Below are 21,377 nucleotides of genomic sequence, written 5' to 3'. Positions count from 1 at the left end.
CAAGTAAAAAACAGCTGCTCTAAAACTCTCAATTTTTATATGAGAGCTAAGAGCAGCTCAATCTCTAAGTAAGGAGATTAGGGTTCAGATAGAGTAAAAAAACTATCTGAATCAAATCAACTTGATAACTTATACAATTTTACTAAAATCAGCAACTTGATTTACCATATTTGTGATACTGCTTAATAAAGCCAAACGATTTGTTTTGATTGCTTCCTCTTTATCCATAACCATAACGTTGTCAAAGAAGTTATCGATTGGTTCGATTAAATCCATCATTGCATCAATTGCACCAGCATAATCTTTTCCTTCGATTAGACTTTCAACCGCACTATTAACGGATACATATGCTTGATAAAGATTTTTTTCTTCATCTGTAATAAACAATTCTGCTTTTACAATTGCAGCTTTTGCTTTTTTCGCAAGATTTCCCACGCGAACAAAGGCTTGAATTGCTTTTGTCATATCGCGTTCTTCAATTTCAGCAGTCACAGCAATTGCCTTTAAATACACAGCATATATATTATCCATTCCCGTAGCAAGAACTGCATCAATAATATCATAACGAATATTTTCATCCGTTAATACATTTTTGATTCGTAACCGGAAGAACTCTTGAACATCCGCAATTAATTTATCTCGTTTTTCTATATCAGCAATCGATAATAAATTCATAGCTTCTTCAACAAGCCCCGCTAAAGAGACATCATATTTACCATCAATCAAAATATTTACAATTCCTAATGCTTGCCGACGTAATGCATACGGATCTTGAGAACCGGTTGGAATCAATCCGCGGCTGAACGTTGCCACAATATTGTCAATTTTATCCGCAATACTAATAAATTGACCAGCTACGCTTGCAGGCAATTCATCGCCAGCAAAACGGGGCAAATAATGTTCATAAATCGCTTGTGATACTTCTTTAGTTTCACCGTTTAATAACGCATATTCTCTACCCATAATGCCTTGTAATTCCGTGAATTCACAGACCATACCTGTAACTAAATCCGTTTTTGCTAATTTCGCACCACGTTCAATCGTTACTAGTGCAGATTGATCCACACCTGTATGTTTGACAAGAAAAGCAGATAATTTAGCTAAGCGTTCAGCTTTATCATAAATCGTTCCAAGACCTTCTTGGAACACTATTGTCTTTAATTTTTCCAGTCGATCAATCAACTTAACTTTGCAATCTTCTTCAAAGAAAAATTGTGCGTCAGCAAGTCTAGCTCTAAGTACACGCTCATTCCCATGTTGTACAATTTCTAAATGTTCTTTTCCACCATTTCTTACGGTAATAAACATCGGCATAAGAGATCCATCCGCTGCTTTCACAGGGAAGTAACGTTGATGTTCACGCATCGGTGTGATTACTGTTTCAGGTGGCAATTTTAAATATTTATCCTCAAAATTACCACATAAAGCTGTTGGATATTCAACTAAGAAAACAACTTCTTCTAATAAATCTTCGGAAATTTCAGCATTTCCGCCTTTACTTTCTGCCAATTCCAGAATTTGTTTTTGAATCATATCACGACGTTTATCTTGATCAACAATTACAAATTCTTTTTCTAATGTTTCCACATAAGAATCTGCATTTTTGATTACAATATCTCCTTTGCTAAGGAAACGATGTCCACGAGATACATTACCAGTTTTTACTTCCGCAACTGAAAAGTCAACAACCTCATTGCCAAATAGTGCAACAATCCATTTGATTGGACGAACAAACTTCATATCTAAGTTAGCCCAGCGCATATTTTTCGGAAAGTTTAAGCTATAAATAATCTCTGGTAAAACAGTTGCCATCATCCCTGAAGTTTCTTGTCCAACTTCATGTACCATCGCATAAACATAACCATCTTTGACAACTAAATCTTTGACATCAACTTTTTGTCCTCTAGCAAAACCCATACCAGCCTTTGTTGGATTTCCTTCCGCATCAAAAGCAACCTTTATTGACGGCCCTTTGTTTTCACTTGAGATGTCTTCTTGCTTATCTGCAACATTTTTTACAATCAAAGCAATCCGACGAGGCGTTCCATAAGCTTGCACTTCATCAAACGCAATACGAAGTTCTGCAAATTTATTTTTTGCTATTGTTTCTATTTGATTTAAAATTCCTGTCATAAATCTTGCGGGAATTTCTTCTGTACCAATTTCTAATAATAAATCTTTACTCACTTGCTTTACCTCCTTTTAACAAAGGATAACCTAACTCTTCACGTTGTTTTAGATATCCCTGCGCACATAATCTAGCCATATTACGAACTCTACCGATAAACGCTGTACGTTCGCTTACGCTAATCGCTCCACGTGCGTCTAGAAGGTTAAATGTATGTGAACATTTCAATACATAATCATAAGCTGGTAATACAAAACCCGCTTCAATAACACGAATTGCTTCTTTTTCATATTTATCAAATAACTCAAATAATAAATCAGTGTCAGCAAGCTCAAAATTATAAGTAGATTGCTCTACTTCATTACGATGGAATACATCTCCATAAGTAACACCATTTACCCATTCTAAATCGTATACATTTTCTTTTCCTTGAATATACATAGCAAGACGTTCCAAGCCGTATGTAATTTCCACAGATACTGGTTTTACATCTACGCTACCTACTTGTTGAAAATACGTAAATTGAGTAATTTCCATACCATCAAGCCAAACTTCCCAACCAAGTCCCCATGCACCAAGCGTCGGAGATTCCCAGTTATCTTCAACAAAGCGAATATCATGTTCTTCTGGTTTGATTCCAAGCTTTCTAAGACTTTCTAAATATAATTCTTGAATATTATCTGGTGATGGTTTCATAATGACTTGGAATTGATGATGTTGAAATAAACGATTCGGATTTTCTCCATAACGTCCATCCGCTGGACGACGAGAAGGCTCTACATAGGCAACATGCCAAGGCTCAGGCCCTAATGCACGCAAAAATGTAGAAGGGTTCATCGTCCCTGCACCTTTTTCCACATCGTATGGTTGCGATAAAATACAATTTTGCTTCGCCCAAAAATTTTGTAAAGTCAGGATAATGTCCTGAAATGTCATAAGAAAAATTCCTCCTTTAAATTAAAGCCTCGTTTTGACCTTTGCTACAAAAACAAAAATCTCGTCCCTGTAACATACATTGTTACAGGGACGAGATATACATTCCCGCGGTTCCACCCTGATTGGCATATTGCCCACCTTATAAATATTGTGAGGTTTACTCGCTTGCGCTTTCCTCTCACGGCTTGGGAACGCCTTCACCTAAATTGTCAAGCTTTCACTATCCTCGACTCGCTAAGATTAGGATACTACTTTCCTTCATTGCCTTCATCAAAACTAAGACTAAATCTACTATATACCCATTGAGTTTAACAAATTGCACATACTTTGTCAATTCTTAACCCTATGTATGAACTTTTGGCAACTCTGCCAACTGCTGAATAAATTCAAGTGATTTTAACGGCTTTTCCAGAATAAAATGCAAATAATCAATCAATAATTTCTCCACTTGCATTAGTACCGCTCCAGACACACTAAAAGATTGTGGCTCTTCCCAGTTTAAAGCTAATAGCTGGTTGATAAAGTCACGCATTTTTAACGAAAAAGAAATCTGTGGCAATTCCTTACATGCTTCACATACGATACCACCCTTACTCAATGAAAAAAATGAATCAGTTGCTATATGCTTTCCACATACCACACATTGTTCGTAATTCGGCTGGTAGCCTGTATATTCTAAAATCCGATATCCTGCTGCTAAGGCAACTAATCGAGGATTTCGTTTAGAAAACAATTGAAAAGCATTAAGTAGTAAATCATAAATATGCGGCTCCGGATGACGCTCTGGACAAACTTCATTTACCACTTCCGTCAAGAAAGCCGCATATGCCATACAATCTAAATTTTCCCTTAGCTGCTTAAACGCTTGCTTAGTTTCACATTGTTTTATTGTATCTAAACTATTGCCCCCCATCACCTGCAATTGCAGATGACTAAATACTTGCATGCCACCTGCAAGCGGACTTCTTGGTCGACGGCAACCATAAGCAACAGCTGCTATTTTCCCGAATTCTTTTGAAAAAAAATTTACCATTTTATCTGCTTCACCCCAATTGCGAACAGATAAAATCAAAGCTTCAGTTGCATATTGCGCCATTTTTACCTCAACCCATAAAACTAATTACTTATTTGGTATTTGTTCTAAATCATCTTTTTCTTTAGGCTGGTTATCAGCGAAATTAGTTGCACAATTCCGATACATTAAATACGCTTCTATTTGTCCAGTATTTTGAAAAATATCCCACATGACATTTCTAAGTAACACTAAACAACACCCCCGCCAAAGTTTATAGTTTTTCTCTCTCTCTCTACTACTCTACCAACGGAAACAAATTTAAAATTCGCCTAAACAAAGCGCCTATGAAAAATTATGATTCTATAAATCCCTACTAATAGCATAGCCTATTTTGATAAAAATATAAAGAGGATTTTAGCAAAAATTTTCCCAATTTCCATACAAAAATCTCCTATAAGTATAAAAGACGAATATTCATGAAAAGTACTTTGCATTTTTAATCGCATCTTTTATATATTGATTATAATTACCTGCATCACTAATATTTTCCATTTCTTTTATTGGCATTACCGAACCGGCTGTTAAAGTGTATTGTAATGCACTTTCTACACTTACATCAAGATAGATGACATCCTTTTTAGGAATAAGAATATTGCTTCCTGATGTTACATTTAAGCTCCAAGGAATAAATACGCATACATATTCATCATCAAGTTTCTCTGTAATTGCTTCAGATAAATCTGCCATAATAAAACCAACAGCTTTTACTCCTTGATGCGGATACGGAACAAGCACTGCCTGTTTAAATAAATTCTTTGATTCAAAAACAGCACTGGATAGATGCTTAACACTATTATAAATAAATTTCACAAACGGAATCTTACCAACAATAAATTCACCAAAATGAATAAATTGCTTCATAATCCAGCATGAAGACAACCATCCAATACATAAAATAAGACCTATAACTGTAACAAAGCCAATGCCAGGCACATCAATTGGGATATATTTTCCCAAGACACCTTCTGTAAATTGAAAAACTTCAACAATAACTAAAATTGTAATTGCAATTGGTACGATTACTAATAATCCATTAATAAAATATCGCGATAAAAATTTCATTTATTCTTCTCGTCCTCCTATACGATCATTCTACCATAAGGAAATTCAGATAGCAAAAAGAAAAGGGTGGCAATATCGCCGCCCTTTATTCATATCCTAAACCACGTAATATCCCATCACGATTACGCCAATCTTTTTTCACTTTCACCCATAAATCAAGATATACTTTCGACCCTAACAGATGCTCAATATCAGTTCTGGCAAGAGCCCCAATTTCTTTTAGTAATGCACCACGTGCTCCAATAACAATTCCCTTTTGAGAATCACGTTCAACATAAATCGTCGCCCGAATATAAACATCATCGTTTTCACGTCGTGACATTTCCTCTAAATCTACAGCTATTGCATGTGGAATTTCTTCACGAGTCAAATGTAATACTTTCTCGCGAATAAGTTCTGCTGCTATTAAACGTTCTGGCTGATCCGTAACCATATCATTTGGATAGTATTGCGGGCCTTCTTCTAAATGTTTTTTTATTTCATCCACTAAATAGTCTAAATTTGTATTTTGCTTAGCCGAAATTGGTACAACACCAATAAAATTATACCGATCTGCATATCGAGAAATCGTTGGCAAAATTTGTTGTTTATCTATTTTATCTATTTTGTTCACAACAAGCACAACAGGCTTTTTGGTATTTCTTAATCTTTCCAAAATATACATTTCACCTGCACCTAAATCTTCACTTGCATCCACAACAAATAAAATAACGTCTACTTCTTTTAATGTATTTTCCGCCGCACTCACCATATATTCCCCTAGTTTATGTTTAGGTTTATGAATCCCAGGTGTATCTATAAAAATAATTTGCGCATCTGGCTGTGAAAGTACACAAAGAATTTTATTTCTCGTCGTTTGTGGCTTATCTGACATAATTGCAATTTTCTGCCCAATCAAACTATTAATCAATGTAGATTTTCCTACATTCGGTCTTCCTATTACTGCAACAAATCCTGATTTGTAACCTTTTTCCATAACTCTCTCTCCTTGAACTTCTTGATAAAAAAAACATTTCGAATATTTTTAAATCAATTCTTAATTTATTAAATTATTTACGTGGTATTCCTAATTCTCCCAACACATACTCTTCTTCTTTTCTCATTTCAATTCTATCTTCTTCTTCAATATGGTCATACCCTAGCAAATGCATCATACCATGCACTGTAAGAAAAGCTAATTCCCGCTCTAAACTATGTCCATATTCCTCAGCTTGCATTTGTGCTGTTTCAACTGAAATAATAATGTCACCAATTAAATTAACTGAAGGACCATCGACAATCTCAGGCTCTTCTCCCTCATTTAATGCAAAAGATAATACATCTGTCGAACATTCTTTATTTCTATATTTTGTATTTAATTCTTTGATATACTCATTGTCCGTTAAAGTAACTCCAACTTCCGCATCTTCTTCAAGTCCGTATAATTCTGCAACTTTATTTAAGACTTTCTTCACGATTTCCTCCATCGCTACCGTCACTTGAACTTCCTGCGGAAAGTTCTCTAATACTATTTCCATCTTTATCTTTTTTCCTTTCTATCTCCTTAACACTATCCGGATACTCTATTCTAGAATGAAACATACCTGATAAAATTCTAATATATACATCACCAATTATCGTTAAATTCTTTAATGTCAAATCACACTCATCAAATTGTCCATCATTTAAACGCTCGCGGATTACTTTTCGTACCATTGCTTCTACTCTACTTACATTCGGTTTACCAATAGATCGAACAGCTGCCTCACAAGCATCAGCAATCATAATAAGGGCGGCTTCCTTCGTCTGCGGCTTTGGCCCTTCATAACGGAAATCCTTTTCCAACACACACTCGCCATGCTCCGTCTCAGATGCTTTTTTATAAAAAAATGATGCTAGCAATGTTCCATGATGCTGTGCTACTATATCAGAAATTACTTTGGGTAGCTTATATTCATGACATAAATCTAGTCCATCTTTAACATGCGAAGTAATAATCAACGTACTTAAAGTAGGCGATAATTTGCTATGCGGATTATCCACACCAAATTGATTTTCCACAAAAAAATAAGGTCTTTTTATTTTCCCTATATCATGATAATATGCTCCAACTCGTACAACCACAGGATCTGCACCAATTTTATCAGCCGCAGCCTCTGCTAAATTTCCGATCAAAACACTGTGATGATATGTACCTGGAGCTTCCAATAGCAGCCTTTGCATCAACGGTTGATTAGATTGCCCAAGTTCTAAAAGTTTAATCGGCGTTGTTATACTAAAAGCATGCTCTAGATAAGGCAATAACCCAGTTGTAATAATCGCTGCAGCAAGCCCGCCAATCGCACCAGTAATACCTTGAGTTAATAATTGATAATCATCAATTTGCATTAACATTCCCATTGAATAGATAATAATAAAATTCGCAGCACCAATCAAAAGTCCTGTTTTTGTTAGGCTATATCCATGTGCCATTTTCGTTACACTATATACTCCTGCCATACTTCCAACTAAAGTAAAAGCTACAGCGCGCAAATCATATTCGACAATTATACCATAAAGCATCGCTAAAACTACACTTACAATCAGCCCAACTCTAGGATTAACCAAGATAGCTGCCAATAAAGCTCCAGCAGCCACTGGTCCAGCTAGATAATAAGAATAATAAGCAAGTTTACCTAAAGATAATGCAATTAATATAATAAGCGCAAGTAAAATTATTTTTTTATCATCTCTATATACATTTTTCTCTAACTTATATAAATAAGCAGCCATAATTGCCACAACAATTAAAATAAAAATCAGCAATCCTACAAATCGACTAACGCTAACTTGCCCACGATATAAGCCAACTTTCTCCATCATGACGATTTGTTGATTTGTAATTACGTCCCCATGTCTTGCAAGAACTTGTCCCTTGCGAATAGTTTCGCGCACGGGCTCAACATTTGCAATCGCAGCTTGCTTTCTATTCTCAGTTTCTTTTTCATTTAAAATCATATTGGGCTTTAATGTATTTTTTAGTAAATCTTCAGCAGCCTCTTTCTCCTCTTGATTCAAAGGAGCAGATTCTAAATCAATTGCTAAATGTTTCTTTACTAAACTAATTTCATCTGCATGAATCCCTCGTTGTAGATATTTGCGTAAAAAGGTAATCGTACTCACTCTTACATTTTCCACGCTATTCATGTCTGCATAAATTAAAAAATTTACAGTATTCTTGCTAACTCCTATACTAATAGCATCCGATAAAGCTTTATGCTTTAAAACTGCTTGTTCATCCGGAAGCATCGTAGAAAAATCTTTTGTATTTACAACATTTTGCAAAGCATTGAAAATTCCATTTACTTGATCTTCTGATTTTAGAAGTACAGCAACATCCATATCATAGACATCAGCAACACCTTCTAGAACTTCTGATTCGAGCTTCTTGGTCTTTTCTTCGTTTACATAGGATACCGTACGCGGTGCAATAATATCTCGATCGCTTACCGCTCCTTCTTCAACAGCGATTCTTTCCGGGATAACATCTGCAACAACAATAACTAATACTAAGAATAAAAAAGCACCTGCTAGCCAAATACGTTTAAGCATTGGATAAGAATGTAAATCCCCTAATTTATATAGAATCCATTTGAAAGGTTCTTTTATATTCACATCTCCACCGCCTTATTGCTGCGTTTCCTATCTTCTTGCATATTGATCATATGCTCTTATAATCCTTGCAACAACCTCATGCCGAATAACATCACTATCATCTAACACAACACTTCTGATTCCCTTTACATCCTTTAAAACCTCTTGCGCCTCAGCAAGACCAGATGTGATGTTCTGAGGTAAATCTACCTGTGATAAATCACCAGTGACAACAATTTTCGAACCAAATCCCAGACGAGTTAAAAACATTTTCATTTGCGCAGGCGTCGTATTTTGCGCTTCATCTAAAATAATAAATGCATTTTCTAATGTTCTGCCTCGCATATAAGCCAAAGGAGCAACTTCAATTATGCCTTTTGCCAGAAATTTTTGAAAAGTCTCATTACCTAAAATATCATTTAATGCATCATAGATAGGCCTTAAATACGGATCTACTTTCTCTTGCAAATCGCCTGGTAAAAAGCCTAGCTTTTCTCCAGCTTCTACCGCTGGACGCGTTAATATAATTTTCTCAACTGTTTTATTCTTAAGCGCAGAAACTGCCATTGCAACTGCTAAATATGTCTTGCCTGTTCCCGCAGGTCCAATTCCAAAAGTAATCTCATTTTGTTTAATTGCACTTAAGTATACTTTTTGTCCTAATGTTTTAGGCCTGACCTGCCGTCCTTTTGCCGTGATTAGAATACTTTCATTGAATAAATTATGCAGACTATCTTCTTTTCCTTGTAGTACTAAATCAATACTATATCTTACCTCATGCATTGTAAGCGCATGCCCCTGGCTAATCAAAAACATTAGCTCTTGAAATATTTTTTCAACTTTACTTACTTCATCTTCCTCACCGCGAATCACGATTTCATCACCACGACTCGTTATCTGACAAGAAAATTTTTTGCAAAATAAATCTATATATTCATCATTTCGGCCTAACAGTGCCAATGCCATCTTTTTTTCTTGAAATGTAATTTTTTTTTCTAAAATCCCCTGCAAAAAAGCAGCCTCCTATCAACTATGATTACTATGCTTACTAATCTCTTCTTCTGTAATAAACGTAATCTCTACTTCAATCCCATCTTCTATATCCGTTACTTTCACTTCATTATCAATTAACAAAGCATCCTCGGGAATTGAATTTTTGCTCATATTTAAAGCTTCTTTTATCGCTTGTTGTTTGGCTTGATCTATTGATAAGTTTTGCCGATAAGCAATTAACTCATCATAAATATCTATAATAAATTCGACAGCAAAGCCACTATTCCTCCACCATGGAATTTTTTTAACAATTTCTTCTTTTTCAAAAGCTCCAAAAGAGTTTTCATTAAATACTTTAAGAGAATAAAAAAAATCTCCCCATTTCACTGCAAATGAAAAATCCTTTTCCCCGCTCTTTTCATATAAAACTTTACTAAAATCCGCTTTTCCATGCCCATGATAAGATAGTTTTGCTTTTACGATACCTTTTGCTTTCATAGTATCGTTGTCTGTATGTATATTATTATACGATTCAGCACCTTTTATTAATAAATCCCCTTCTTTTACTATATCACCAACTTTGACCATAGGAACCCCTTGAAAAACTATGCATTCTGTGATGACTCCATCTTTACTAGCAATTAAATCATATGAATTCATCTCTTCTACAATCGGCATTACTTTCTCAACGACCTCAATATCAACTTTTGTTCCCTTTGTATTTATACCTACCCACGCCAGCTCAGGAAACCGAATTAATAATTCTCTTTCAATTGACTTACTTGAAAAGTCATCACTATGGGCACCACGTTTCAATCCATACTCTTTTGCAATCTCTAAAATTTGTTCATCACTTACAGCTTTTGTTCCTGTAACTTCAATAAACCAAATATAATTTGACAAAATATATAGACAAACAAAAAAAAGGCATGCGCCAATCATCATCACTTTACGCTTTTTCCAGCGTTTAATTAAAAAAGGCAGTCCAAAATGCTTTAATACCACAATCTTAACACCGCTCTTTTTTACAATTGGTCTTAATTTAAAAAAATCTTCTACACAAAGCCATGCAACTAATCCATCTTCCGTATGACGAACACCCCATAAATAAACATTATCGTTCATACAAAAATTTATGAATTTTTCTACATATCCATTTTTCACCTTTATACACACAGACCCTTTCCGATAATTCATCAGCCTATGTATCATAATGAATTTCACCAACCTTGCCTTCTACTAAAATCTGTTCTAATTGCAAATTTCCTAGGACAAGATGCGTGCCTTTTATCACTAAAATTCCATCAACTAAATTAAGTCTTATATATGTAGGCGTATATTCAATAATCCCTCGATGATTTTCAATAAGTAATTGTTTATTTCCCAGCATCGTTAAACGAGATAAATCGCCCATAACATCTTCAGGTATCTCAAATGCTTTAACCAGCTTTCGTAAATTATTTCGCCGCATAACACATACACCTGCCTTTACAGATAATCCTATGCCTTCAAAATAAAAAACATACCAACATACTTAATGAACAAAATATGGTGCACAGTAAAAATCTTCACTGTACACCATACATATCAATGACTTAAGTGTTCTAGATAATCTTCATATTTATAAACCTTTACTGGTGCCGCAAACCTCATATAGTTTGTAGCAGCAATCATTTCTCCGCAATCAAGATTTTTAATTTCGTTGCGTTGCTTTAGAATATCCTTTCGACTCATGGACTCTAATTTGCTTCTATCTGCTTTTGATGCAAGACCCAAAATAAATAAAGTATTTAATTGTGATAAAACTTGATCTGCTAACAATCTAGGCTGCTGATCAATCACGCACATTCCTAAATTAAATTTTCGCGCTTCACTCACAAGCTGTGCAAAAATATTATTATTTGCATGTGATTTTTTCCCTAAAAATCTATGCGCTTCTTCTAATACAATCAATACAGTTTTTGTTTTTTCTCGCTCAACTTCTGTTTTACATGTATAGTAATGCAATAAAGCTTGCGATAATAATGTTGATAATGCATATTCTCCTAAATTCGATATTTCCTTCATTTCAACTAAAACGATATTTCCTGTTTCTAATTTATTGATAATTTCCTTTAAAACATCTTCTTCATAACCATTAATATTTAATTCTTGTTTTAAATTCCAACAAATACTTTTAATTTTACTAATTGTTCTCGACTGAAATTTCTGTCCAGTTTCCTCTTTTAGCGCTTCAATAATATCTTCCACTTCATAATTCAAAATATATTCTAACCATTTGTCTTGCCATACTGTACTTAATTTAAAAAGAGCATCCAGTTGTGGTTCAGTAAAATTCGCACAGGATACGATAGCTTCAATACTAAGCTGTGAATAATCAAGTTTTAATTGCTTTGCATACCCATTGCTCTCAGCTGTATGATAAATAAAAACTTTTTCCTTTGCCCTTGGATGCTGAATCAAGGCATTATGATATTCATTATGCACATCAAAAATCAATACACCGTAGTTCCCATTTGTTGCGATCGAACCAGCTAAAACCTTCACTAAATTACTTTTTCCAGATCCCGTTGTTCCAAATACGCCAATATGTTCTCCAATCGTTTTATTTCCATAAATACCAACAGGTAAATCCATAATAGCTCTGCCACTTTTTAATAATCCAATCTCTAAATCACCTTTTAATTCCGCAAGCAATATTGCATCTTCTTTTCTTAAGGCACGAACTTCACAGAAAAAATCGGGGCAAGTCTTTGGATTAAACAAGTCACCATTTGCATTAGCGTAACACAGTTGCTCTGCCATACCAACTTTAACGGTATGATTTCCGCCAAGATAAAAATCTAATTCTTCTTGATTTTCTGCCTTGCCTTCACCATCAAGCTTGCTCATCAAGTAACCAACACCTTTTAAATCTGACCAGCGCGACTTTACCTTAAAGTCATACACTCTAATATAGAAAATATCGTCATTCTTACCTTCAACCGCTAAAATATCACCAAAGTCAACATCCTCATCCGGTGCAACAACAAATTCTACATAAGTTCCCTTTGCCAAAGTCAACCTACCTTTATAATCTTGCATTATGCACCACCCTTTCGTAAAAATTTCTACAAAATTCTATCGAATATTTCATATTTTGCGCAAAATAAAAAATAAAATCCACGATTTCTATATTGAAAAATATAGAAATCGTGGATTTTAAAAAACCTCCAATCACAGCTGAACTGTGTCTGGAGGTTTTTTAACCGTTATTTTGAATGTTTTTTCCGTACAAAAATCTACTTAATCGTGGTTTTTCTTTGTTGCGTTCACACATCAATAACATAATGTTCTATGCACTTAGAACATTAACAGCAATAATTTTACTACTATTTTTTGCATCACTTGCAATATCATAAAAAACTTTTTGACCTTCGGCTAAAGATTTAAAGCCTTCTGTTATGATTGCTGAAAAATGTACAAATATATTTTTATTATCGGTATCATTTACAATAACACCAAACCCTTGCTCTGGGCAAAACCATCTTACTGTACCTTTATTCATAAAAAGAACCTCCTAATTTTTTCAATTATTCATTCCGTATATAAAAAAACACATATACTCGCCAGCGATTGAATGATCAACAACTGACAAATATATGTGAGTTAAATTGCTACATCTGAATATTTTTATATATTACCACACGAATCCATGGATGTCAAGCTCTTAATAATTTATTGCCCCAACTTTATACCATAGTATTGTAATTTTTATTTATCACACAAAATTGCTACACCACTTACATCTTTTAAGTCAGTGATTTCATATCCCGAATTCACATCAGTATAAGCGCCGTCTTGATAAGCAAGTACTATGTAACGCCCTTTTACGCCGCCACCGAAATTTCTAACGATAATATCCCTATAACCATTTGTCATGCTTTCACTAATAACGATTGGAACATTAACCAAAGTAAATTTTTGTTTGATTGATAATCTGTGTCTTTTTTCCTCTAAAATAAAGGCTGTACTTCCTCCTGAGCCACTAGTATAAGGACCAACTACTAAAACAAAAATTTCATTATCGCCATCATTATTTAAATCGATATAGTTATAGTAAAAATCTGTTTTTCTCATTATAGAAGGTGGTATATCCAATTCCTTTTTTATTAAATTTTCCATGCGAACATTACGGTTATATTCTGAGTCCACACATTTGATAAACGTATTGTTCCCATTATCAAAATAATGATGATAAGAATAAAAACCATTTGCATAAACATCATGGTTAATAAAATTTGATTGCATCATAAATATGGCTATAATAAAAAACAATATCTTTTTTAACATAAAATCTCCTGCTTTCTCCACTTTACTAACCAAAATTCGCGATAACAATAAAAAAACCTCTACCGTAAATAAAATGTTTTTTAACTTCATATTTTTCTACATACAAAAAGGGAATTACATTTTTATTCGTGTAATTCCCTTTAATCTAAACTCTATTTTTATTCGTTTCCATACTTCATAACCAAATTCTCTAGCTCTGCAAAAGTTAATGGTGTAGGAACATTTAATTCGTTATTATCGGTAATTTTTTTTGCGAGATTGCGATAGACATCTGCTTGTGCAGAATCTGGTGCCCACTCAATCACCGTCTGACGATTTACCTCAGCTTGATTTACAGATCTATCACGCGGAATAAATTGAATTAACCGCGTATTCAATCTTTGTGCGAACTCTTCTAATAATTCTTTTTCCTGCATTACATTGCGACTATTTCCGATAATTCCGCCCAATCTGACCTTCCCACGCGCAGCAAATTTTTGAATTCCTTTAGCGATATTATTTGCTGCATAAAGAGACATCAATTCCCCCGAGGATACAATGTAAATATCCGTTGCATAGCCTTCACGAATCGGTACTGCGAAACCGCCACAAACAACATCACCCAAAACATCGTATAAAATGATATCCTCTTCCTCAAGTGTCGATAACGACCTAAGCAAATCAAGTGCAACGATAATCCCTCTTCCTGCGCAGCCAACTCCAGGCTTAGGACCGCCTGCCTCAATGCACTTAATTCCATGAAATCCTGTGTGGATGATATCTTCTGCCGCGACTTCTCCCGTTTCACTATCTCTTACCGCATCCAAAACAGTTTGCTTACAAATATGTCCTAATAAAAGACGCGTGGAGTCATTTTTCGGATCGCAGCCAATCTGGCATACTTTTTTTCCCATTTCACTAAAAGCTGCTGAAACATTCGATGCTGTCGTAGATTTCCCGATTCCACCTTTTCCGTAAAATGCAATTTTCTTCATTTTCTTCTCCCCAATATAATCAAAGTCTATCCCGCTGTAATATTGCGAACGATATGTACAATATTTTCCTGTGATAATTGTTTTAAACTAAAATATGTTGCGCCCATTTCACGAGCAAGATTTTTAGCGATACCTAATTTTATAAAATCAGTTTCTGTATCTATCACTACCGATGTTACATTGGATTCACGCAATCGCTCAGCCGTACGCATCGCTTCTTTTACTGCATCTTCACCTGCATTTGCTCTGCCATCAGTAAGCAATACGAGCACCGGCTCTTGTTCCTTATCTTTTTTATTCATTGCAGTCAGTGTCATCAAGGCCGTATCAAGCCCTTCTGCCAAAGGTGTTTTTCCACCTGTCGGCATTTGTTGTAGACACTTTTGCGCTAAATCAACACTGCGTGTAATCGGCAAAAGCACCTCCGCTTTATCACGACGAAATGCAATCATGCCCACTTTATCACGTTTTTGATACGCTTCTTGCAGCATATAAAAAATTGCACCTTTTACGGCTTTCATCCGCGTTCTCGCCCCCATTGAGCCGCTGGCATCAACAAGAAATAGAAAAGTATTGCCAATGCGTTTTTCACGAACTTTTTGTCTAAGGTCTTCCTGCTGAATATTTAATGCGCAGCCATTCTTACTGCGCATCCGTTGAAATGGTGCGGCGGCGCGAATCGTTGCATCAAACGCCAAGTCCTCAATCTTGCCTTTTGGCATTGACGCCCTAACGTATCGCCCTTGTTTTAAATCAGTTCGCGTAGTGCTGCGCTTGCCACTGCCACGGCGAATCGTACGATCTTTGCCCATATCTAGCATCATCTTTGGTAATTGAAAAGTTTTATCAATTTCAGCTGTTTGCTCTTCTGGCGCTAGCTGATTTTCCGAATTGTCTGGTGTTTCCTCTGTTTTATCATCTTCTTGCTCAGATTCACTTTCATCATCGTCCTCTTGCCCATCCTCGTCTGCCGACGGTGGTGGTAATTCAGATTCTTCCTGCTCATCATTATTTTCCGTATCATTATTCTCTTCTTGTTCGTTTTGTTCTTGCTCTTCCTGCTCCTGGGGTTGCTGCTGAGGAAGCTGACGCATTCGATGTACCAAAACAAACATCGCTGCTTCATCCATATCCTTAGGCAAGATATACAACCGTTCTTCAAGTGCCGCAATCGCTTTTGCTGCTTCTAATAAATAGATTTCCGCTCGATGACCTGCGCAAAATGATTTTGCACACATTTGCGCTGCTAACTGCATCATCGCTTCTGATACTTCAATTTGCGAAACAATTGCTTTTGCTTTTTTTATTTTCTCTGCTAAGGTTTCTATCTCTGTCGCATAACGAGCTTTAAACATTTGACGGTTTTTCTCAAAATCTAAAAGCAATTTTACAATCTGAACCCGTTCTTCAACCTCTATTGCATTTGTCGTTTCCGCATACATGCCAAAGCGATCTAAAATTTGCGCAGACAACGTGCCTTCTTCCGGATTCATTGTTCCAATTACGATATAATTTGCTTCATGCGAAAACGAAATTCCTTCGCGTTCAATTCGATTTATCCCTGCAATATTGGTATCTAAAATCGCCGTTAACAATTCACTGCGCAGTAAATTTACTTCATCAATATAAAGAATATTGTTATTTGCTTTCGCCAGAATTCCCGGTAAAAATTTTCTTTTCCCCTCTTGTATGGCATATTCCAGATCAATATTACCAAACAACATATCTTCCGTAGCATTGAGCGGTAAATCTACACATCGCTTATCACCACTGACTTCACGTATCGAACGTACAAGTGTCGATTTTGCCGTGCCCTTTGGTCCGCCAATTAATATTCCACCCGCTTTTGGATTAACCAGAGCAATCATGAGTCCTTTTTTAACCTGCTCTTGCCCAACAATTGCCGCAAACGGATATGCAGATGGTATCATCATCTTTCTTTCCTCCCACAAAACCATTTACTCTGCAAGTAAAGCTTCAACTTTATCCCAATCCAAGGCACCTTCTTCAAATGGACGACGGCGCATTCTATGCGGCAATACCAATTTTGCCGCATTTTTTATATCTTCAAGTAAGACTTCTTCTCTACCATCAAAAGCAGCCAAAGTCATCGCTGTTTTAATCGTTGTAATATCACTGCGATGGCCATCGACGCCTAATTCTATCGCCATTTTAGCAACTGCAACTAAAAGTTCATCAGAAATCGTTACGTTTGTCAAAATTTTTCTTGCTTGAATAATTTTTGTTGCTAAAGCTTCTTGCTCCTCTTGACAATCTGCAATAAAAGTTTCCGGGTCAGCTTCATAAGCAAGACGTCTTTTGATGACTTCCACCCTTTTTCCCGGTTCATGTTCACCAGTAACAACTACAGATAGTCCAAATCGATCTAGCAATTGCGGACGAATATCGCCTTCTTCCGGATTCATTGTCCCGACAAGGACAAATCTCGCCGGATGAGAGTAGGACACCCCTTCACGTTCAACCGTATTAATTCCCATTGCTGCCGCATCTAAAAGAACATCAACGACATGATCATCAAGTAGATTAATTTCATCAACATAAAGAATATTGCGATTCGCTTGGGCAAGAATCCCTGCTTCAAATTTCTTTTCCCCATGTTTAATCGCATGTTCAATGTCAAGTGTACCAACCACGCGATCTTCCGTCGCACTTACCGGCAATTCCACCACACGCATTTTTACCGCATGATGACTTACTAATTTATGTTCTTGCTGTTTCTTCTGGCAAGCTTCACAAAGCAAATTCACTTCACTTGGATCACAGTGGAATTGACAGCCATCAACAACTTCCATCGCCGGTAAAAGTTCTGCCAAAGCTCTAACCGCAGTTGATTTTGCCGTTCCTTTTTCCCCTTTAATTAAAACACCGCCTAACGATGGATTAATGACATTTAAAATTAAAGATAATTTCATTTCCTCCTGTCCAACGATAGCTGTAAACGGATATACTACTTTTCTTTTCATGTTTTTACTCCTTCAATTTAAACTTTTCTGGATACATCGCCTTTGCCATGTCTTCAATCGCATAAACGATATAATGTGATAATGATTGCATATGCGCTCCGGGCAAGGCGACAATTGCATGATTTTTTATTGCTTTAATCGATTGATACGCAGGATCTTCTTGAATTTCTTTACAACGCTCCTGCGTCTCATGTTTCCCATCATAATCCCATGCCGATAAAACAAAGGCATCTGGATTTAATCGAACAATTTCTTCTTTGGATAACGTAATATTCTTTTGATAATTCAGCTCCAATGCCGCCTCTTTTACCCCTGCAAACTTGCAAATATCATGAAATGTGCTTTCAGGACGAAAGGTTGCTCCATTGGTCTGTATATAAATCACTCTTTTTCGTTCACTTTCCAGAATTTCATTCACCGTCATTTCGATTTGTGCTAATTTTGCATCCATCATCGTGAGTAGCGGTAAAGCATTTTGTGGTTCTCCTACAACATTTGCCAGTTCCACAATGGAATTTTTTACATCTTGAATATTTTTTTGCGTTTTATATACATAAACCGGAATTCCTAGCTCACGTAAAGTCTCAATCATTTCTACTTTAAAAAAATCTGCAACAATAACTAAGTCAGGTTTTAGTGCCAGAATTGCTTCCGCACTATTTCCGTCCAAACGAGCTAAGACCGTTTTACTTTTTTCAACTGCATTTGATATCCCAGGATCATCAACTAAATAAGTTAAAGCTGCGATTCTATCCTCAGATACCAACTCCAATAGGATTTCATCAGTACTGATAGTCAATGAGACAATTCGTTCCGGCTTCTTTGTAAAATGAAGCTTTGTTCCTGTAGAATCTACAACATCATAACCTGTATTAAGAATCGTCGTATTCACATCATCCCGCGTCGATCCACAGCCTCCTAATATACATGCAAAAACAAGTAAAATAAGCACTATGCAACGATTAAATCTTTTCATCTATTTTTATTCCACCCTTAGCAAGAAGGATGAACCGAATGCTTTCGGTTCATCAATGATTTAAAAAGTGTATTCCATCCCTACAAGTACATTTCTGCCCGGTGCACTCCACCATTGCTCATCCGGAGTTGTACTCCAGTTATAACGCGCATTTGAATGCTCAGCATAAAACTTATCAAAGACATTATTCACTTTAATAAAGGCTTTAATATCATCGGTTGCTTGATAATTGATTCCAATATCCCAAACCCAATAGGTATTTGCCGGGAAGAAGTGATCTACCGCATCAGCTGTTTGCGGCCCTGGTCTATCAATTGCCCCGCGCCCTAATACGGAAAGATCTAACTTACCAGCTTTATAATCGAGACCAACGTTCCAAGCTCCCTTCGGAATATACCCGTCAATATTTTCTGCCCTTTGGTCTGTCGGGTCTACATTGGTATGGGTATAACCAACAAATCCACTAAATGCGTCAGAAAATTGCTTTTTCAATTGAATGTCCCAGCCATCTGCTTTTTCGTCACCCACATTTGCATATTTACCGATCTTGCTGATATAGCCAATTCTATCTTCTGAATCACGTTTAAAGATATGTGCAGAAGCCACAAACGTATCATCAATCCGATGATTAATCCCAAACTCAAGCGTATTCCCGGATTCTGGCTTTATGTTCGGGTTTCCATATTTTGCACTATACAAATTGGTCGGAGAAGGCGGAATAAAATATTCGCTATACCCAACATATAAATTCGTTGCATCACTTGCCATATAACCAAGGTTTACACTCGGGGAAGTATGACTGCCAAAACCGGAGTTATTATCATAGCGAATTCCGCTCGTCAGCGTCCAACGGTCATCTATCCCCCACTCGTCTTGTAGATACAAAGCACGATTGGTAAGTTTCACATTATTAAAAGTAACGACTTTATCCTGCGTAAACTCAAAGCCTGCAATCAACGTATTATTTTCATCCCACTGCCTTGTATATTGATCAGAAATTCGATAAGTTTTTATATTGGTGAAATATTTATTGTAATCTGTATCAAAAACACTGTTCATATAAGAGAACTGATTCGTCGATTTATCATCAATCTGAGTATTATAAATCAATTTCCAATTATAATTATCAATACTTCCTTTTTTAAACGCATCTTCCCACAACGCTGTATAACCTTCATCCGCTTTATATCCATCATAAGTAAACGTCAAATCAGATTTTTCACCAATCTCTTTTGTTATTTTTATACTCGTTGTATCTCCATTTAAATGCGCTGGCGTCGTCACACCTCTACCATCTTTAAAATCGCCAAGCAGATCTTTCTGGCGCGAAATTCTCCATGACCAATCTTCATCGTGCCCCTCTGTGCTAAATAAATAGTTTTCCGTAGCATAACTGCCGCCAGTGATTTTTATTTTCGATTGATTGTGGTTGATCTTCTTCGTGATGATATTGATAACACCACCTTTTGCATCAGAGCCGTATAATGTTGATGCAGAGCCTTTCAAAACTTCAATACGCTCTACATTATCTAAGTTTTTAAACATCGTAGCCGAAAATTTATTGCCCGCTGCATTCATTTTAACCCCATCAATTAATACAACAATTTCATCTGCGCCATTAATTTTTAACCCATTGCTATTATCATAGCCAGCTAAACTATAATTGGCGATTGTAACGCCAGGAATGGAACGCAACGCTTCCGACAAATCCGTATAATGATTTTTAGCAATATCTTCACTTGTAATTACATTGATATTCGCATTGACCTTAAATTCATTCACAGGTGTTCTTGTTGCAGTTACAACAACTTCATCAAAGAAATATGAAGCTATCGCTTCTTGGGAATTTTCTTCAGCAAAGGCTGTATTAGCATAAATAAAGCTTGTCGCTAAAGCAATTGTTGGCATAAGTATCGCTGCCAGTTTTTTTGATTTTGAAAATTTTCGTTTCACGTATTTTGACCTCTCCTCAATTTCATTTCACTTCAACGAAAAACCATGCTATTACGTGAAAAAGCCTTTTCGCAAAAGCAAAAAGGCGTTAAATTCCATATCTATACCTACAAATGCATACAGCATTGTATAGTTACAGTATCTTTCACCTTCCTATCACTCGTAGGATTTCATGGCAAAATGAATCTAGGCAGTTCTTCTGACTCTGTATCATCGCTTCCCCACGCCTTCCCAGAATATATCCAGTGACATCTTTGTGGAGTTACTCCCCATTACAGCGGCGGGACCGTACCGGTTTTTCACCGATTTCCCTATTAAGCCTTTCGGCACCTATCTTCTCAATATGAATTTG

At 36.1% G+C, this 21,377-nt stretch carries 19 protein-coding genes and 1 riboswitch; all 19 genes read right to left on the bottom strand.

Features of this window, described 5'->3' with window-relative positions; genetic code table 11:
• Window positions 1–129: 129 nt before the first annotated feature.
• Window positions 130–2,187 carry a glycine--tRNA ligase subunit beta gene (glyS, locus tag ACWZFG_RS02495; RefSeq protein WP_455576998.1) on the bottom strand — a complete coding sequence of 686 codons (2,058 nt, stop codon included), beginning with the start codon at window positions 2,185–2,187 and terminating at the stop codon, window positions 130–132.
• A complete protein-coding gene (gene glyQ / locus ACWZFG_RS02490; RefSeq protein WP_147669893.1) occupies window positions 2,180–3,064 on the bottom strand; it encodes a glycine--tRNA ligase subunit alpha in 885 nt (294 codons plus the stop codon). The genes glyS and glyQ overlap by 8 nt, the downstream gene beginning before the upstream one ends.
• 343 nt (window positions 3,065–3,407) lie before the next feature.
• Window positions 3,408–4,160, bottom strand: coding sequence for a DNA repair protein RecO (gene recO, locus ACWZFG_RS02485; protein ID WP_455576997.1), 753 nt, complete (start codon window positions 4,158–4,160; stop codon window positions 3,408–3,410).
• Window positions 4,161–4,184: 24 nt separating this feature from the next.
• Window positions 4,185–4,328, bottom strand: a complete 144-nt coding sequence (locus ACWZFG_RS02480) for a YqzL family protein (RefSeq protein WP_147669891.1) — start codon at window positions 4,326–4,328, stop codon at window positions 4,185–4,187.
• 225 nt (window positions 4,329–4,553) lie between these two features.
• On the bottom strand, window positions 4,554–5,201 hold the full coding sequence (locus ACWZFG_RS02475; protein WP_455576996.1) for a DUF502 domain-containing protein: 648 nt from the start codon (window positions 5,199–5,201) through the stop codon (window positions 4,554–4,556).
• A gap of 85 nt (window positions 5,202–5,286) precedes the next feature.
• A complete protein-coding gene (era, locus tag ACWZFG_RS02470) occupies window positions 5,287–6,177 on the bottom strand; it encodes a GTPase Era (protein ID WP_147669889.1) in 891 nt (296 codons plus the stop codon).
• Window positions 6,178–6,250: 73 nt separating this feature from the next.
• Complete coding sequence (ybeY, locus tag ACWZFG_RS02465; RefSeq protein ID WP_418627526.1) at window positions 6,251–6,718, bottom strand: rRNA maturation RNase YbeY; 468 nt, start codon at window positions 6,716–6,718, stop codon at window positions 6,251–6,253.
• Window positions 6,636–8,834 carry an HD family phosphohydrolase gene (locus tag ACWZFG_RS02460; RefSeq protein WP_418627527.1) on the bottom strand — a complete coding sequence of 733 codons (2,199 nt, stop codon included), beginning with the start codon at window positions 8,832–8,834 and terminating at the stop codon, window positions 6,636–6,638. The genes ybeY and ACWZFG_RS02460 overlap by 83 nt, the downstream gene beginning before the upstream one ends.
• Window positions 8,835–8,861: 27 nt before the next feature.
• Window positions 8,862–9,824, bottom strand: coding sequence for a PhoH family protein (locus ACWZFG_RS02455; protein WP_455576995.1), 963 nt, complete (start codon window positions 9,822–9,824; stop codon window positions 8,862–8,864).
• Between the two features lie 15 nt (window positions 9,825–9,839).
• A complete protein-coding gene (gene yqfD, locus ACWZFG_RS02450) occupies window positions 9,840–11,003 on the bottom strand; it encodes a sporulation protein YqfD (RefSeq protein WP_455576994.1) in 1,164 nt (387 codons plus the stop codon).
• A gap of 4 nt (window positions 11,004–11,007) precedes the next feature.
• On the bottom strand, window positions 11,008–11,277 hold the full coding sequence (gene yqfC / locus ACWZFG_RS02445) for a sporulation protein YqfC (RefSeq protein ID WP_177504934.1): 270 nt from the start codon (window positions 11,275–11,277) through the stop codon (window positions 11,008–11,010).
• 116 nt (window positions 11,278–11,393) lie between these two features.
• A complete protein-coding gene (locus ACWZFG_RS02440; protein ID WP_418627435.1) occupies window positions 11,394–12,890 on the bottom strand; it encodes an ATP-binding protein in 1,497 nt (498 codons plus the stop codon).
• A 250-nt stretch (window positions 12,891–13,140) separates the two neighbouring features.
• The gene (locus tag ACWZFG_RS02435) at window positions 13,141–13,353 is read right to left on the bottom strand and encodes a cold-shock protein (protein WP_147669884.1); all 213 of its coding nucleotides are present in this window, start codon (window positions 13,351–13,353) and stop codon (window positions 13,141–13,143) included.
• A gap of 206 nt (window positions 13,354–13,559) precedes the next feature.
• Window positions 13,560–14,159, bottom strand: a complete 600-nt coding sequence (locus ACWZFG_RS02430) for a hypothetical protein (RefSeq protein ID WP_455576993.1) — start codon at window positions 14,157–14,159, stop codon at window positions 13,560–13,562.
• Between the two features lie 137 nt (window positions 14,160–14,296).
• Complete coding sequence (gene nifH, locus ACWZFG_RS02425) at window positions 14,297–15,112, bottom strand: nitrogenase iron protein (protein ID WP_455576992.1); 816 nt, start codon at window positions 15,110–15,112, stop codon at window positions 14,297–14,299.
• 26 nt (window positions 15,113–15,138) lie between these two features.
• The gene (locus ACWZFG_RS02420) at window positions 15,139–17,046 is read right to left on the bottom strand and encodes a VWA domain-containing protein (protein WP_177504932.1); all 1,908 of its coding nucleotides are present in this window, start codon (window positions 17,044–17,046) and stop codon (window positions 15,139–15,141) included.
• A 24-nt stretch (window positions 17,047–17,070) separates the two neighbouring features.
• A complete protein-coding gene (locus tag ACWZFG_RS02415) occupies window positions 17,071–18,096 on the bottom strand; it encodes an ATP-binding protein (protein WP_455576991.1) in 1,026 nt (341 codons plus the stop codon).
• A 4-nt stretch (window positions 18,097–18,100) separates the two neighbouring features.
• Window positions 18,101–19,072, bottom strand: a complete 972-nt coding sequence (locus ACWZFG_RS02410; protein WP_455576990.1) for an ABC transporter substrate-binding protein — start codon at window positions 19,070–19,072, stop codon at window positions 18,101–18,103.
• 60 nt (window positions 19,073–19,132) lie between these two features.
• Complete coding sequence (locus ACWZFG_RS02405; RefSeq protein ID WP_455576989.1) at window positions 19,133–21,025, bottom strand: TonB-dependent receptor plug domain-containing protein; 1,893 nt, start codon at window positions 21,023–21,025, stop codon at window positions 19,133–19,135.
• Window positions 21,026–21,197: 172 nt separating this feature from the next.
• Window positions 21,198–21,374, bottom strand: a riboswitch (cobalamin riboswitch).
• Window positions 21,375–21,377 lie beyond the last annotated feature (3 nt).

Source organism: Anaerosinus sp., assembly GCF_965318445.1.
The sequence above is the reverse complement of the archived record's forward strand: the minus strand, read 5'-3'. Positions and strand labels throughout refer to the sequence as shown.